The 14524-nt window shown below is 41.2% G+C and carries 18 protein-coding genes and 1 pseudogene; 4 read left to right on the forward strand and 15 right to left on the reverse strand.

Translation table 11 applies throughout. The features are described from left to right. Positions 1–7: 7 nt before the first annotated feature. From yqeK to V6D41_RS02365, 6 genes are read right to left on the reverse strand one after another with little or no spacing between them, the layout of a single operon-like run. Positions 8–568: a bis(5'-nucleosyl)-tetraphosphatase (symmetrical) YqeK gene (yqeK, locus tag V6D41_RS02340; protein WP_087990783.1), complete on the reverse strand. Its 561-nt coding sequence runs from the start codon at positions 566–568 to the stop codon at positions 8–10. Then, the gene (locus V6D41_RS02345) at positions 558–1127 is read right to left on the reverse strand and encodes a nicotinate-nucleotide adenylyltransferase (protein WP_333517158.1); all 570 of its coding nucleotides are present in this window, start codon (positions 1125–1127) and stop codon (positions 558–560) included. The genes yqeK and V6D41_RS02345 overlap by 11 nt, the downstream gene beginning before the upstream one ends. A gap of 11 nt (positions 1128–1138) precedes the next feature. Continuing rightward, positions 1139–1429: a ribosome assembly RNA-binding protein YhbY gene (yhbY, locus tag V6D41_RS02350; RefSeq protein WP_003226133.1), complete on the reverse strand. Its 291-nt coding sequence runs from the start codon at positions 1427–1429 to the stop codon at positions 1139–1141. Continuing rightward, entirely contained in the window at positions 1423–2265 is an 843-nt protein-coding gene (gene aroE / locus V6D41_RS02355) for a shikimate dehydrogenase (RefSeq protein WP_333517159.1), read from the reverse strand. The genes yhbY and aroE overlap by 7 nt, the downstream gene beginning before the upstream one ends. Positions 2266–2283: 18 nt before the next feature. After that, complete coding sequence (gene yqeH / locus V6D41_RS02360) at positions 2284–3384, reverse strand: ribosome biogenesis GTPase YqeH (RefSeq protein ID WP_333517160.1); 1101 nt, start codon at positions 3382–3384, stop codon at positions 2284–2286. Positions 3385–3387: 3 nt separating this feature from the next. After that, entirely contained in the window at positions 3388–3906 is a 519-nt protein-coding gene (locus V6D41_RS02365; RefSeq protein ID WP_087990787.1) for a YqeG family HAD IIIA-type phosphatase, read from the reverse strand. A gap of 357 nt (positions 3907–4263) precedes the next feature. Between V6D41_RS02365 and V6D41_RS02370 the strand changes: the two genes are divergently transcribed. Further along, a complete protein-coding gene (locus V6D41_RS02370; protein ID WP_003226124.1) occupies positions 4264–4404 on the forward strand; it encodes a sporulation histidine kinase inhibitor Sda in 141 nt (46 codons plus the stop codon). A 304-nt stretch (positions 4405–4708) separates the two neighbouring features. Here V6D41_RS02370 and V6D41_RS02375 read toward each other — a convergent pair whose 3' ends face one another. After that, entirely contained in the window at positions 4709–5440 is a 732-nt protein-coding gene (locus tag V6D41_RS02375) for an SGNH/GDSL hydrolase family protein (RefSeq protein WP_333517161.1), read from the reverse strand. A 249-nt stretch (positions 5441–5689) separates the two neighbouring features. Continuing rightward, positions 5690–6426, reverse strand: a pseudogene (locus V6D41_RS02380) (peptidoglycan recognition protein family protein). A 194-nt stretch (positions 6427–6620) separates the two neighbouring features. On the opposite strand from V6D41_RS02380, the gene V6D41_RS02385 reads away from it, so the two are divergent. Continuing rightward, on the forward strand, positions 6621–7247 hold the full coding sequence (locus tag V6D41_RS02385; RefSeq protein WP_333517162.1) for a TVP38/TMEM64 family protein: 627 nt from the start codon (positions 6621–6623) through the stop codon (positions 7245–7247). An 18-nt stretch (positions 7248–7265) separates the two neighbouring features. Here V6D41_RS02385 and gnd read toward each other — a convergent pair whose 3' ends face one another. Further along, positions 7266–8159 (reverse strand): phosphogluconate dehydrogenase (NAD(+)-dependent, decarboxylating), encoded by an 894-nt coding sequence (gene gnd / locus V6D41_RS02390; RefSeq protein ID WP_202327124.1) that lies wholly within the window; start codon positions 8157–8159, stop codon positions 7266–7268. A gap of 364 nt (positions 8160–8523) precedes the next feature. Between gnd and V6D41_RS02395 the strand changes: the two genes are divergently transcribed. Continuing rightward, on the forward strand, positions 8524–9246 hold the full coding sequence (locus V6D41_RS02395; protein WP_333517422.1) for a YqeB family protein: 723 nt from the start codon (positions 8524–8526) through the stop codon (positions 9244–9246). A gap of 32 nt (positions 9247–9278) precedes the next feature. Here V6D41_RS02395 and nucB read toward each other — a convergent pair whose 3' ends face one another. Further along, entirely contained in the window at positions 9279–9689 is a 411-nt protein-coding gene (nucB, locus tag V6D41_RS02400) for a sporulation-specific Dnase NucB (RefSeq protein ID WP_333517163.1), read from the reverse strand. A gap of 200 nt (positions 9690–9889) precedes the next feature. Between nucB and sigK the strand changes: the two genes are divergently transcribed. Next, a complete protein-coding gene (gene sigK, locus V6D41_RS02405; protein WP_013308023.1) occupies positions 9890–10618 on the forward strand; it encodes an RNA polymerase sporulation sigma factor SigK in 729 nt (242 codons plus the stop codon). Positions 10619–10721: 103 nt separating this feature from the next. On the opposite strand, the gene V6D41_RS02410 is transcribed toward sigK, so the two are convergent. The 5 genes from V6D41_RS02410 to V6D41_RS02430 all read right to left on the reverse strand — a co-directional run bounded on the left by V6D41_RS02410 (position 10722) and on the right by V6D41_RS02430 (position 14236). Continuing rightward, a complete protein-coding gene (locus V6D41_RS02410) occupies positions 10722–10982 on the reverse strand; it encodes a hypothetical protein (protein ID WP_333517164.1) in 261 nt (86 codons plus the stop codon). A 637-nt stretch (positions 10983–11619) separates the two neighbouring features. Next, positions 11620–12189 (reverse strand): flavin reductase family protein, encoded by a 570-nt coding sequence (locus V6D41_RS02415; RefSeq protein ID WP_333517423.1) that lies wholly within the window; start codon positions 12187–12189, stop codon positions 11620–11622. A 106-nt stretch (positions 12190–12295) separates the two neighbouring features. Then, positions 12296–12520, reverse strand: a complete 225-nt coding sequence (locus V6D41_RS02420) for a hypothetical protein (protein WP_333517430.1) — start codon at positions 12518–12520, stop codon at positions 12296–12298. Between the two features lie 83 nt (positions 12521–12603). Next, positions 12604–13449 (reverse strand): MerR family transcriptional regulator, encoded by an 846-nt coding sequence (locus V6D41_RS02425; RefSeq protein WP_333517165.1) that lies wholly within the window; start codon positions 13447–13449, stop codon positions 12604–12606. Between the two features lie 436 nt (positions 13450–13885). After that, positions 13886–14236, reverse strand: coding sequence for a DUF2200 domain-containing protein (locus V6D41_RS02430; protein WP_333517166.1), 351 nt, complete (start codon positions 14234–14236; stop codon positions 13886–13888). Positions 14237–14524 lie beyond the last annotated feature (288 nt).

Consider the following 14524-nt stretch of genomic DNA (forward strand, 5'->3'; position numbering starts at 1 on the left):
CTCCTGTTCAGTTGCCGGACACAAGCCAGTTATACGTTGAAAATGTGTCTGGAAAAACCGGTTGATTTTTTTTCATAAGAAACATCATTGTATTTTTAATGGATTGAATCAGCGCTTGATTCAAATCTGTCTCGGCAAGTTTACGCACCTCATCGACACCGGGAAATGCCCGGTTTGGTTCAATGTAATCGGCAACGTAAATCACTTTTTCTAAAAGTGTCATGCCAGGCCGTCCAGAGGTATGATACCTGATGGCGTCAAGAATGTCTTCATCTTGAATCCCCGCTTCTCTTTGGACCAAATAAGCGCCGACCGGAGCGTGCCACAGCTCCGGATTATGATCCAATAAATGCGAAGGCATTTTTTCTCGCGCAATAATTTGTTTCATTTCTTCTTTCGGGCGGAATTTGGCATAATCATGAAAGATAGCCGCTGTTTCCGCTTTTTTAGGGTTGGCTCCAAAACGCTCCGCAAGTTCGATCGCCGTGTTCATCACACCAATCGTGTGGATATATCGGTGTTCGGTCAATTGCTGCTTAACGCAGGCAAGTGCCTCCTCACGATTCATATAAACCATTCTCCTCTACATACTTCTTCACTTTATCAGGGATTAAGTAGTCAGTGGGTTTCTTGCTTTTAAACCGTTCCCTTATCATAGTTGATGATACCTCAAATTCCGGAACGTCTGCAAAGAGAAGCGGATAAGGGGTTTCAACATGAAAACCGGGGCGCTTTACTCCAATAAATTGAATGAGGTTCAGCAACTCATCCAGCTTATACCATTTCGGTAAATATTCAATCATATCAGCACCGATAATAAAGAACAGCTGATTATTCGGATAACGCTTCTTCAGTAAAGAAACAGTATCAAACGTATAGGAAGGCCCTTCTCTTTCCATTTCAGCCAGCTCCAGCTTAAAGGACGGATTAGACTGAATCGCAAGCTTCAGCATTTCCACGCGATGAAAGCTGTCCGTATAGTTTTCTTTCTGTTTATGCGGCGGAATTTGATTGGGCATAAACCAAATTTCATCAAGCCCCGCCTGAAACAGCACCTCATTCGCCATTAAGAGGTGGCCGTTATGCGGAGGGTCAAACGTGCCTCCGAAAATACCGATTTTCTTCATTTCAACCACCTTTAAGGAAGCTCGATTTGTTTATTTTCCTTTGATTCCTTATATAACACAATCGTATTGCCGATTGTCTGCACCAATTGAGAGCGGCTTCCTTTTACAAGAGCTTCCGCAACATCGTTTTTATCCTCTTCACAATTCTGAAGAACGCTGACTTTAATCAGCTCTCTCGCTTCAAGCGCCTCAGCAATTTGTTTAATCATGTTGTCGTTTACTCCGCCTTTGCCTACTTGAAAAATCGGCGTTAAATGATGCGCTTTTGAACGTAAAAAACGTTTTTGTTTACCTGTTAACATTCTGTTCCTCCTAATTTTCCTATAACAATTGATCTCATTTTTTCAATATCAGGCTCTTGTCCAGTCCACAATTGGAAAGACAATGCTGCCTGTTCTACAAACATGCCTACTCCATCTAGTGTTTTCAGGCCTTTTTGGTTTGCTTCTTTTAAAAGAGCCGTCTGAATTGGATTATACACGATATCACATACAACGGCACTGCTTGCGGCACGCTGTAATGAAATTGGCACATCGTTCACGTTTGGATACATGCCCACAGACGTTGTATGGATAATCACATCATACTGCTCAAGCCGCTCTTCTGCTTCTTTTATGCTTAACACTTCTTTATTTTGAAATGAGGGAGTGGATTCTGTAAGCTGCTTTGCTTTTTCTAACGTCCGGTTGCAAATGTCAAACTTTATCGGAACATTGCGGGCAATTGTTGTGAAAATGGCTCTTGCTGCTCCGCCCGCGCCGATCATTAAAAATGACAGTTCAGAGATGGGCTTGTCCAATACCTTCATTAATGACTTCACAAAGCCTTCCCCGTCGGTATTGTATCCGACAAGCTTGTCTCTCTCTCTTCTCACCGTGTTTACGGCACCGATCACTTTTGCACTATCATCAATATGATCCAGGTAATCCATAATGGAAACCTTATGCGGAACAGTCACATTGATTCCTTGTACGCCAAGTGCTCTTATTCCTTTTACCGCATCTTCCAGATCATTCTCTTCTACCTTGAAAGCATGGTAATGTCCGTCTAGACCGAGATCTTTCAATGATGCGTTGTGAATATCAGGTGACATGGAATGGCCAATCGGATTGCCAATAACTCCGTACAGCTTTTTCATGCTCCTCTCCCCTTTTCATTAAATTAATGAGCGCCGAACAAATACGTGAACGCCTTTTGGCGCGTAAGCAGTTACTTTTTTATCGGCGTCATGCACTGTTACCCAGCCTAACCCTGAGAAAACGATATCTGTCTTATTGTCTTTTATCGTAAACGTATGGGCGACCAATTCCGGAAACTCATCCATTTCATCTTTTCCCGGAGGTGTGAGCAATTCCCCTGCATGCTTTTCATAAAGCGCGTCTGCATTTTCCAGTTTTGTCCTATGAATCATCAGCTCATTCGGCATATAGCAAATAAAAGGAGCCCTTTCTCCGGACACATAATCGAACCTTGCAAGCCCGCCGAAATACAGTGTTTGCTGATCGTTAAGCTGGAATGTGCGAGGTTTCAGCTCCTTTTTAGGAGATAGTATTTTAAGATCCTTTTTATTGACATAATGCGCCATTTGATGATGGTTGATAATGCCCGGTGTATCATAAAGCGATGAGCCGTCGTCCAGCGGGATTTCAATTGCATCAAGAGTTGTGCCAGGAAATTGGGATGTCGTAATGATATCTTCTTCACCTGATACTTCTTTAATAATACGGTTAATAAAGGTTGACTTCCCTACATTTGTACACCCAACAACATAGACATCTTTATCGTTGCGATAATACTCAATCGCATCAATGACTTCTCTGATCCCCTGGCCGCGTCCCGCACTGACCAAAAATACGTCAACCGGTTTTAAGCCAAGCTCTTTCGCTTCACGCTTCATCCACTGGATCAGACGCTCTCTTTTCAGTGACTTAGGCAAAATATCAGCTTTATTGCCAATCAATAAGATAGGGTTTCCCCCCACCAAACGCTGCAGCCCATTGATCCAGCTGCCGTTAAAATCAAAAATATCAACAATTTTAACAACTAGAGAATCCGTTTCCCCAATACCGTGAAGAATGTTTAAGAAATCATCATCCGTTAAGGAAACATCTTGTATTTCATTATAGTTTTTCAGTCTGAAGCAGCGCTGGCAAATCACATTTTCTTTCGTAAGCGATGCAGGCGGCGCGTATCCCAGACCTGTTTTGTCCTCGGTTTGGATTGTCACTCCGCAGCCGATACAAACAACCTTTTCCATTTCTTACTCCTCCCACTGAATGTGCCCTTTTCGTTTGAGAGCACTCAGTATTCTGCGTTCGACCTGGCGGTTAAAGCGCGTAATAAACCCGTCAGATGAAGCAACAGGTACGACCAAAATCGTATGGTAGCCGTTTCGATTTCCCCCGAGTACATCGGTCATGAGCTGATCTCCGATGACCACGCAGTCCTCTTTTTTCAGCTCCATATTGCGCACAGCTCTGTTAAAGGCTTTGCCCATTGGTTTTCTTGCTTTGTAGATGAATGGGATTCCAAGCGGCTCTGAGAAAAGTTTTACTCTTCTTTCATTATTATTAGAGACAATCGTCACTTTAATGCCGTGGTCCTTCATTTCTTCAAACCACTCGATCAAACGCGGCGTCGCGTTCGGCCTGTCCCACTCAACAAGCGTATTATCCAGATCAGTAATAATTCCTTTTACATTTCGTTCCTTTAATTTCTCAGGCGTAATATGAAAAATATTTTTCACGAACTCGTCAGGTAAAAAAAACTTTTTTAACAAAACCCGCACCCTTCCCTTTTCTCTTTAAAATGATTGTCGAAAAAAATCGAACTTGTGCCTAAAGAAAAACTGAGCAAAAAAATTTCGACAAAAATTGGGTTTCTTCACCAGTTGTGGATAAAATTACACACACTATCCACTCTTATTACATCACTCTTTAGACAAATTATAAACACGATACTCACAGGTTATCCACTTTCTGGTGTGGATAACAGAACGATTGTTCTTATATGCATTTCATGGTAGATTAAAGATAACTTCAGCCTCAGATGTACGCAACGTATCAATGTATGCATTAAAATCATGAATGATTCCAACTTTTAAGGAGGTGCCACTCCCATTAATTGGGTTCCTAGCATGAGAAAACTGTCTGATGAATTACTAATAGAATCTTATTTCAAAGCCACCGAAATGAATTTAAACCGTGACTTTATCGAGTTAATTGAAAACGAAATAAAAAGAAGATCGCTCGGACATATTATTTCCGTATCTTCTTAATAGGAACTTGTCTATTTTTTCCGGGCGTATTTCCTTTTTTTACTCAGATGACTGATATTATATCACTTCGGTTGCGCGCTTTACTACTGTTTTCAGTAAAAAACACCCCTAAAAAGAGGTGTTTTCAAGGGACGGTAACTATGCTAACCAATATATGCCGCCCACAACCAGGAGAACAACAACTAAAACAACGATAAAAGCGTATCCATATGCTCTGCCTGCGCCATACATTGAAGCGCCTCCTTACATAAGGTTTATAACAGCCTATGTAGAAGAAATAAAACGGCTTAGGCCGTTGTCCGGCTCAGTACTTCAAAACCTGCCCATCTTGTATTCCTTCATATACAATCCTTGCCCCTTTAGGTGTCATATGATTGCCTGAAGGATCTATCAGACCGGATTGGATAAGCGCTTCATCAGTTGCTTTTCCGCCGCCTGCTTCTATAAAATGCTTCCAGTTATCTACAAGAGGGACATTCAGGCGCTCCGACACATCTCTTGTAATATCGTTGTATGAATTGTGCCATTTTCTCGCCCCGCCCTTTGGTTCAAAAGCAGCTGCTTTATATCTCGAATAGTAAAACAGATGGTGCTTCCCGTTTCCTTCTATAATTGGGATACATGTCATTAGGATTGGTTTGATCCCGTCTTCTCTGCTTTCTTTAATAAAATAAACGAGATTTTCTCTAAAACGCTGCTTCGATACTCTCGGTTTCCCCTCAGTCAGTATCGCGGCGTCATTTGTGCCGAACATAATAAACAAATACTTCGGTTTTTGATCCAGCACATCTGTCTGAAACCGCAGACGTGCATCCTCTGTCGTCTGTCCGCCAATTCCCGCATTGAGTATATCAAGCTTTCCGCGTTCAGCCGTTTTTAACATATTAACCCATTGCTGTGCTTTTGGATAATCGCGGTAGTCCCAATTAGAGCCTCGCGTATTGCTGTCACCAAATGCTACAACGTCTTCGTATCCCTTACCCTCGCATCCTGCTGTAACGGACAGTAGAAGGAAAAGGATAAAAAAATGCTTCATCTTTACACCCCCAAAAGCCTCACCTTAATGTTATACCTCTGTTCCCCTTCGTTCAACGAAGAGTTTTTTTGTTATTACTGTTTTTTCCTATTGTTAACGTGTCCCCCTTAGTGAAAATCATGCTGCTTTCATTACGACATAGGATGATTCTCTTAAAATTCCCTTCTTCTCAATCGAAAAAACACACAAACCACAGAGAAGAAAATAACCTGAATCCGCACTAGACACAGGTTATCCCTTACCCTGTGTTCACTTTAACTTCGATTTAAGCTTGGCCTTTGTTTTTGGTCCATAGATGCCGTCTGCAGTTAATCCGTTCATAAGCTGAAAACGCTTGACGGCATTTGCGGTTTTCGGTCCGTAAACTCCGTCAATTCCATTATTTTCGGCTCCCTTATCAGGGTAAAAATGAAGCGCGGCTAAAGCCTTTTGCAGCTGAAGGATTTTCGTGCCCTTTCAATAAGGCGAAGTGAGTTTTATCATCCCCGACGGCAGCGGATAAGATGGAGATGACTCTTTTGGAGGTGTATCGGAGAAAGAAATTCCGTTTATAAAAGAACTCCAGTGCTCCAAGAGTTTGCCCGGACAGTCCTTCCCGGACCATTTTTTGTGGGGAACGACATGTTTCAATGGAATATTTTTCGGATCAGCCACTGGGCATTTGCTGTTGCTTTTTCAAAATCGCCATCAGCATTTTCGCAGATTTCAATCCCGATTGATTTGCGGTTCCCTGTCCCATTTGTGCCGTCACCCGCATGCCAGCCATTTTCATCTATCGGGAGATGCTGATAAATGACTGAATCATCAACTGTAAAATGCCAGCTGACAGAAGTGCTTCGATTTTTCACATAATTGGCGTGCATTTTCGCATCAGCGCCTTTGGCGGTATTCGCTGTATTATGAACCGTAATATAAGCAGGAGTCAGCGCATAGCCCGGACGATTATCGTTCGATGCCGGAATAAAATCCTTTTTTATCGTGACCATTTCTATCCCTCCCTGCTATTAAAGAATGCAGAAAACATAGGGATGGCATGCCCTATTTTACAAGATAAAAAAGAATTGTGTTCTAAATCCAAATATCAATTTTAGTTGAATCGCTGAACTGACACCAGTTATACTAACGTAGATGACGGAGGTTTTGGCTCCTGACATCACCTTAGTTGGGAGTGACCATAGACATGTTAAAAAAGATACTAGGTATCATCGTGATTATAACTGTCATTGTAGTCGGTTTTTTTCAGAAAGAAGCTTGGCTTGAGGCAATCAAAGCAGGAGGGATGTTTTCTGTTTTATTCAGTATGCTGCTGATTGCTGCCGATGTTTTTTTCCCCATTGTGCCGTTTGCTTTGGTTGCTGCTTTAAACGGCGCTGTGTTCGGAATCGCAAATGGGATCTGGATTACACTGACTGGCTCAATGCTTGGTACAATCATGCTGTTTTTTCTCGCCAGATACAGCTTTAGAGATTGGGCCAGAAAAAAAGTTCAGGCCTATCCCGCTATCCAAAGCTACGAGGCTTCCTTCAACAAAAATGCTTTTACCGCTGTTTTATTAGGAAGACTCATCCCCGTCATTCCTTCTCTTGTCATGAACGTGATATGCGGGCTGAGTCAGGTTCGCTGGCATGTTTTTTTCTTCGCGTCTCTCATAGGAAAAATCCCGAATATTGTCGTTGTTACCATTGCAGGTGCTAATTTTTCCAGCGACAAATTACTGTCTTTCAGCATTTACGGAGCCTACATTCTGATCATCATGATGATCATTTGTAAAAAATTCCCTCATCTGCTGAACGTGCAAAAAAAATAAGGAGGCGTGTTCGTCCCCTTACTTTTTTTCTGTCGCATGGCCTCCGAATTCATTTCGAAGCGCAGCGACGACCTTTCCTGTAAACGTATCATCTGTTAAAGAACGGTATCTCATCAGCAGCGACATGGCAATCACCGGAGTTGCTGTCTGCAGATCAAGCGCTGTTTCCACCGTCCACTTTCCTTCACCTGAGGAATGCATGATACCTTTGATCTGATCCAGCCTCGCATCTTTAGAGAAAGCTCGCTCAGTCAGCCCCATAAGCCAAGAGCGAATGACAGAGCCGTTATTCCATACTCTGGCAACCTTTTCGTAGTCAAAATCAAATTGGCTGTTTTCAAGCACTTCGAATCCTTCACCAATCGCGGCCATCATTCCGTACTCAATGCCATTATGAATCATTTTCAAGAAATGTCCGCTTCCCGCCTCACCAGCGTAAAGATATCCGTTTTCGACGGCAGTATCCCGAAACAGCGGCTCTGCAATCTCCCATGCTTCAGGGTCTCCTCCTATCATAAAACAGGCACCATGGCGCGCGCCTTCCATTCCGCCCGACGTTCCGGCATCGAGATAATGGATACCCGCTTCTTTCATTTGATTGTGGCGGCGAATCGATTCTTTATAATGAGAGTTTCCGGCTTCAATGACAATATCGCCTTTGCTTAATAAAGGCGCCACATCACGCAAAACAGCATCGACAACGCCATGCGGCACCATAACCCATAGTATACGCGGCGTGTCTAATGAAGAAATCAACTCTTTTAGATTCGTTGTCCCCTCAGCCCCATAGGCTTTCAGTTCATCAACAGCCGCTTGATTCACATCATACCCGACAGCTTGATGTTTGCGGTCAATGAATTGCTTTCCTATGTTTATGCCCATTTTTCCTAACCCGATTAATCCAATTTTCATGTCAGTTCCTCCTGATTGTTTAAAAAGCCTTTACTCTTTATGTTCCCTGTGAACTGTAATGAGATACGTATAAAAACAAATGAGGCCAAAATGGATTTTACCGTTCCCTCATCCTTTGTGATTTGTATGTTCTTTAGCACAGCTTTTCTTTTTCCGAAACAGCTTTAAGTGGTTTGACTTTCAGCTGCGTGCTCCGCCGAGACGACTGCGAATTCGGATGCGTGTCTTGTGTACCCCGGGCGCTATTGTTTCCGACTGTTCTAGGCCCATTCTTGAGCTTTTCTTTTAATTCATCCTTGATTTACTATCTTTTTAAGTTAAAATATGGGAAGAGAATTTGATTTTTTCAAATAAAGAAGGTGACATATTGCAGAATCAATCTCACACTTTTATTGGAGTTACGAAAACTGCTGTTTATTTTTTATACGCTGCACTTGCAATCATCGGCTTTGGGATCGGGTATTTTATCCCGCAGTTTGCAAAATGGACATTATCACTCCCGTGGATTCCTTTTGAAGGACCGCTCCGGCTGGTCACCTCTTTTCAGGGATCACCAGCTGCATTTATCACTGCGCTGCTTGGCGTGTCTGCAGGGATTTGGTTCGCTCATTCTGTTATTGCAATGCTGCTGTCTGTAAAAATTACAAATGACACAGTGGAATTAATCAAAGGAAAAAAAGTGCAAACAATTCATTCCGGTGACATCGCTCTTGTGTTTATGGATCACAAACGGCTTGTCCTCCTAGGAACAGCCGGATATGAATTGGCACGGGAAGAAATTGATGAAAAACCAGTGAATGTCGAGAAGGCCTTTAGAAAGCACAATTACGAATGGGCAGCAGATGGTGATCCTTTTAAAGATCAATTTCGCCGATGGATACCTGATGCACCAGACCTCTCGCCAGGCGCCCATGCCTTATTAAAAGCTCGTCACAAAGCGCTGGAGGACGAAGAAAAAGACGATATTGAAGAATTCCGTCTCGAACTGGCACAGCTGGGCATTGTTGTACGGCACGAAGACACACGCCAATATTGGCGAAAAGCAGAAACCTATCCCCCGAAAATTCAGCACGGCGAAGGGTTGTAACAACAGAGGCTCAAGATAGAGCCTCTTCTTTACTACTGCACAATAAACAGCACTCTGGTGCCGTCAGGATAGCTGCTCATTTGATTCCCTACCCACGAGCCGGCCCCGCGATTATCAGAAGGCGTCACATATCGGACATCAGCTCCTGCGCCGCCTTCCTGACAGACCGCCATCGGCCACTCATCCCGGTCATAGCCCGGCTTCGTCGGGATCCCCTTTAATGATTCCTCCCGCCTTTTGTCTGCTCCATCTCTATCAATGGTGCAAACCTCAGAATGTCCCTCTGCAATCGCATCTCTAATATGATCGCCTGTTTCCGGATAACGAGACAGCGGAAAAGTCAACACTTTGTCATACAAAGAAGCGCCTTGGATCTGCTGCGGAACCATTAAACAAAGAAGAACTGCTGCAGCAAGAAACAGGCCTGCCATCCACTTTTTCATTCCCATCCCCCCATACACATTTTTTGTTCATTTCAATGTATGGGAGTCTGATAAAAATTATATTTAAAATTTGAAGTTCGTATGCTGCTCACAAAAGCCAAGCTCCCCTGCGAGAAATTTCCCGGTACAGACACAGACAGCCTCCCGCCTACATACATTTACATATAGGCTTTAGCCTATATACTTTTGTGGAGGTGACGATGGTGACAGGTGTTTTCGCAGCGCTCGGCTTTGTTGTTAAAGAGCTTGTCTTTTTAGTATCTTACGTGAAAAACAATGCCTTTCCACAACCGCTCTCAAGCAGCGAGGAAAAAAAATACTTAGAGCTCATGGCTAAAGGGGATGAACATGCCAGGAACATGCTGATTGAGCATAATCTTCGCTTGGTCGCCCATATTGTGAAAAAATTCGAAAATACAGGTGAGGATGCAGAGGACTTAATCTCCATCGGAACAATCGGGCTGATCAAAGGAATTGAAAGCTATTCCGCCGGAAAAGGGACAAAGCTTGCGACGTATGCCGCGCGGTGTATTGAAAACGAAATCCTCATGCATTTGCGCGCACTGAAAAAAACAAAAAAAGACGTCTCCCTTCATGATCCGATCGGGCAGGATAAAGAAGGGAATGAAATAAGCCTGATCGACGTTTTGAAATCAGAAAATGAAGACGTGATTGATACGATCCAGCTCAATATGGAGCTTGAAAAAGTGAAGCAATACATTGACATTTTAGATGATCGTGAGAAGGAAGTGATTGTCGGCCGGTTTGGGCTTGATTTGAAGAAGGAAAAAACACAGCGTGAGATTGCTAAAGAACTCGGTATTTCGCGCAGCTATGTGTCGCGGATTGAAAAGCGGGCGCTGATGAAGATGTTTCATGAGTTTTACCGGGCGGAGAAGGAGAAGCGGAAGAAAGCGAAGGGAAAATGATTAGAAGAAGCCGGATCTCATATTCCGGCTTTCTTTATTTTATTCTTTTAAAACTTTTAATATAAAACCAAATAAAAGACACTGACCCCCGTTTTGCCGATGTTTAAGGCTGATTCCAAAACAGCATCGAAACAGCTGGTATTACTCCTGCTACAATAAGAATAATGGCATTCCCGATAAGACCAACAACCTTTGTTCCTCCGCCCTTACTTACAAGTGCAATAATAATTCCGATTAATGGTAGAATAATCGAAAAAAATATCATAACTGGTCCTGAAAAAAGATCCCCATTAAAAAACGAAATTCCAAAAACCATCAACGAGATCAAGAAAAATAAAATTGAAATCCCACCTAAGTTTTTCATCATCCTCATCCTTTCTTAAACATTAAACTAACCATAAACATAATCTTGGGTGAAAAACAAATTAATAACTATCTGTTTATTTTATAGATTAAATAACAATGATCATTCACTTGTCTACAATATAAAGGCGTATAAAGACGAATTCCCTCATAGAAGAATTCCAATTGCAAATAAGCTTGACTATCGAGGACAATTCAATTGTGCAAGTTCATCTTTAGGATTTTGGGATCATGAATCAGTAAATGAACGGGACGCATTTTATTTGGTTGCGGAAAGCTTTACTGACTTTATAGGTAAATCTGGAAATGCTCTTTCCTTTATGGACTAATGCTGATCGGCAGAGAAAGTTGAAATACCTTCCATCGTAAGATAAATTGAGGCTTAGAAATAAAAAGATCGCAAAGCTATCTTGAAGAAGCTTCACGGTCTTTGAGTCTTTTTTTGCTAAGGCGAAGTCAATGGATTTCCAACGGAAACCGCTGCACATACATCCATTGATTTTTATTTTGATAGTGGTTTCCTCAACTCTTACGATCATTGTGTCTGAGATGATAGATGCATTTGGATTTACCCAATGCATAGGGGTTTTATGAGCATGTATACCACACAACAATGAAGGTGAAGGAACTTGCACGTTTCAATCAGCATTGGGATCAAACGGGTGTTGATGTTCCTCTGCTCTACTATTTAGTATTCGATAGCTGGACTCTCCAATATGAAGCGGAATATCCAGCTTCTCTAAATTTAGCATTCCATTTTTTAAGAAAAGCTCTTTATCTTGATATCTCTGTAATACTTCTCCCACAACCCACTCTTGATCGCCCAAAGTGGATATACTGTGTACTTTACACTCATAAGCAAAATACGCATCAGTTAAAATCGGTATCTTAGCTTTTCGTCCTTCTTCGTATTGAATATGAAATGCTTCAAACTTATTTATATCTCTGCCGCTATGGGTGCCTAATGCTTGAATTAATTCCGAACATCTCCCTGGAAGAAAGTTCACTCCTAAAACAGCACTTTTCTCAATCATTTTGTAAGTATATGTCCCTTTGCCTATTGATACCCCATACATGCCAGGAGAAGATCCAATATACGTGTGCCACCCAGAAGCCATTGCGTTTTTTTCACCTTCATATTGAGCCGTAACGACAGCTACCATTCCAGGGTAGGAGTACCAAGTTGGTTCGTCTATCGGCGCTCTCATATTCATCGCTCCTTTTGTTTTAAATTCATTTTTTACTAGAATTTGAAATACGATAAAACGTGTTTCAACGTCTTTTTGTTGATATCCTCCAATAATGGAAGTCACTTCAACATATTTTGTAAGTTATACGCATCTCATGGAAAATGTTCTGTAATCCCAAGTCCTGCAACATCAAAGGACTTTGGCTACATCCAGGCTTTTCTTCAAATGGATCATTCGTTTTAGGTGCAAGCCCGTTAAATAAATGGGCTCCAAGTACATACGGAGGGTTGTTTCCGCCTTGCCATTGCCGCATAAGTAAGCGAAGCGTTTTACCTCTTTTATTTTTCATCTTATACATCCTTCCTTTTACAAATTCATAAGAACGATGCATAAATCATAAACCCTATAGCAACGATAGGGTCAAGGGGTTCGTTATTTTTTCCGCACTCTAAATTCTGTGAGGAAGTCTTCTTCTCTTAATGAGTCGTAGCTGTTTGGAAGAGAAATTTGATATACTTTTTCATCCGTTTGGATGCCATGAGATTCAATAAAATGGTACAGTTTTTGATAGTATGAAAAATAATTTGTTGCAGAGCAATCAAATGAGATACACACATATTCACCGGATGGGAAAGAATCGATCGTAATGTTTTGTCCTCCTATCTCTATCTTTACTCCATCATGAATGGTCGTATAAACACTGTTGCAATAAATATCACCGGAATCTTTATAAGGCTTTAAATCATAAATAAGTCCATAATAGTTATCAACCAAATCTCCTCTTTCTTCAAGGACTTCAGCCAATTTTCGGTAATACAAATCTGATTGGTCATGAGGATTCACTTGAGGTGTCGCTGCTTTTAAAATGGTTTGGCCTTCTATATGTCGAACATAAACTAGACCTTCTTCTTTTTTAGTGCGTATCTCCACTTGTTCATGAAGCTGATTCTTTCTTCTATGAAGCAATTGCCTGGCACGTTCGAGTCTTTCCATTTCACGTTCAATCACGCTTTCTTGCCCGTTAAGAAAGGTTTGCATCCGTTCAGGGGTACATGTATGTGAGATAATGCGCTTAATGTCTTCCAAAGGTGTTTTAATACATTTGAGATATTTTATGATATCTAAATAAAAGAACTGTTTAACATGATAATAACGATAGCCGTTGTTCTGATCTGTATATTGAGGCTTGAAAATTCCGATCTTATCATAGTAGCGCAATGTTTGAATTGAAATGTGATTGAGACGGGCTGTTTCCCCAATCGAAAAGTATTCCTTCATCAAACTCATCCTTTCTTCTTTGTTCGTTCTTAAAAATTTCATTATGCACGATGACAGTCAAAATCCTAACTGAACGATCTCCGAGAAAAAAACCGTTTTAAGACAATCTTCTTTTTCCTCCAGTTCGTTTTTAATCCTACGTCTAATCTTGTCTACAGATGATCTACCGTCAGATCTTCCTGAGCAAAACCATTCCTTTCTTTACCACTTTAATACAATAAAAATGGTAACCCTTGATTTTAAAGATTTTTTAAGCCTTTGAAATAAAAAGCATCTCTAGAAACCCATTTTAGAACAAATAAAAAGAATCCATTTCGAAAAATGTTTGATCAAAATGGATGTCTTTTTTGTGAATTCGTATACATTTTTTATAAAAAAGGTTGATGATTAATTACTTAAAAGTAAACCTATATAAATCAGTGTCTCTTTGTCATTATTATTTCCGCAAAATCTTCTCCATCGATTTCCCCTTTGCTAGCTCATCGATTAATTTATCCAAATAGCGGATTTCCCGCATCGTTGATTCTTCGATATCTTCCACTCGGACGCCGCAGACTACACCTTTGATCAAAGCCCGTGAAGGATTCAGTTGGGGGGCTTTCGCAAAGAAGGTTTCAAAGTCTGTCTGTTTTTCCAGTTGCCCTTCTAACTCTTCCTGGCTATATCCTGTCAACCAACGAGTGATTTCATCGACTTCTGATTTTGTGCGTCCTTTTTTCTCAGCTTTCGAAATATAATAGGGATAAACTTTTGCGACACTCATTGTATAAATCTGATGTTTAGTCATGATAATCCTCCTTTATGGCTTGTTTGGGGAATAGTTACAATTCAGCTATTAACATAATTGTATCAAATTTTATTTCAATGCCACATATGTTTTGACTTCAAAGCTTGATACAAAATAATCACCACCTTTCGCTATAGAAAGATGGTGTTTTTATATTCAAAATCCTCATCTCTAAGAGTAAGATTCATATTCAGATGAGCAAGGATTTGTTCACCGGATCATTTCCGTATGGTGGTAAAATTTCCACTAACTAAGACTTTAGGAAAGATATGATGAATGCAGATCTAT

Source organism: Bacillus sp. 0102A (assembly GCF_036765155.1).
Classification (GTDB): Bacteria; Bacillota; Bacilli; order Bacillales; family Bacillaceae; genus Bacillus; species Bacillus subtilis_G.

Bases quoted from the DNA above. Each gene is read 5' to 3' on its own strand.
- yqeK (WP_087990783.1), bottom strand. From the start codon at position 568: ATGAATCGTGAGGAGGCACTTGCCTGCGTTAAGCAGCAATTGACCGAA.
- V6D41_RS02345 (WP_333517158.1), bottom strand. From the start codon at position 1,127: ATGAAGAAAATCGGTATTTTCGGAGGCACGTTTGACCCTCCGCATAAC.
- yhbY (WP_003226133.1), bottom strand. From the start codon at position 1,429: ATGTTAACAGGTAAACAAAAACGTTTTTTACGTTCAAAAGCGCATCAT.
- aroE (WP_333517159.1), bottom strand. From the start codon at position 2,265: ATGAAAAAGCTGTACGGAGTTATTGGCAATCCGATTGGCCATTCCATG.
- yqeH (WP_333517160.1), bottom strand. From the start codon at position 3,384: ATGGAAAAGGTTGTTTGTATCGGCTGCGGAGTGACAATCCAAACCGAG.
- V6D41_RS02370 (WP_003226124.1), top strand. From the start codon at position 4,264: ATGAGAAAACTGTCTGATGAATTACTAATAGAATCTTATTTCAAAGCC.
- V6D41_RS02375 (WP_333517161.1), bottom strand. From the start codon at position 5,440: ATGAAGCATTTTTTTATCCTTTTCCTTCTACTGTCCGTTACAGCAGGA.
- V6D41_RS02385 (WP_333517162.1), top strand. From the start codon at position 6,621: ATGTTAAAAAAGATACTAGGTATCATCGTGATTATAACTGTCATTGTA.
- gnd (WP_202327124.1), bottom strand. From the start codon at position 8,159: ATGAAAATTGGATTAATCGGGTTAGGAAAAATGGGCATAAACATAGGA.
- nucB (WP_333517163.1), bottom strand. From the start codon at position 9,689: ATGAAAAAGTGGATGGCAGGCCTGTTTCTTGCTGCAGCAGTTCTTCTT.
- sigK (WP_013308023.1), top strand. From the start codon at position 9,890: ATGGTGACAGGTGTTTTCGCAGCGCTCGGCTTTGTTGTTAAAGAGCTT.
- V6D41_RS02410 (WP_333517164.1), bottom strand. From the start codon at position 10,982: ATGAAAAACTTAGGTGGGATTTCAATTTTATTTTTCTTGATCTCGTTG.
- V6D41_RS02415 (WP_333517423.1), bottom strand. From the start codon at position 12,189: ATGAGAGCGCCGATAGACGAACCAACTTGGTACTCCTACCCTGGAATG.
- V6D41_RS02420 (WP_333517430.1), bottom strand. From the start codon at position 12,520: ATGAAAAATAAAAGAGGTAAAACGCTTCGCTTACTTATGCGGCAATGG.
- V6D41_RS02425 (WP_333517165.1), bottom strand. From the start codon at position 13,449: ATGAAGGAATACTTTTCGATTGGGGAAACAGCCCGTCTCAATCACATT.
- V6D41_RS02430 (WP_333517166.1), bottom strand. From the start codon at position 14,236: ATGACTAAACATCAGATTTATACAATGAGTGTCGCAAAAGTTTATCCC.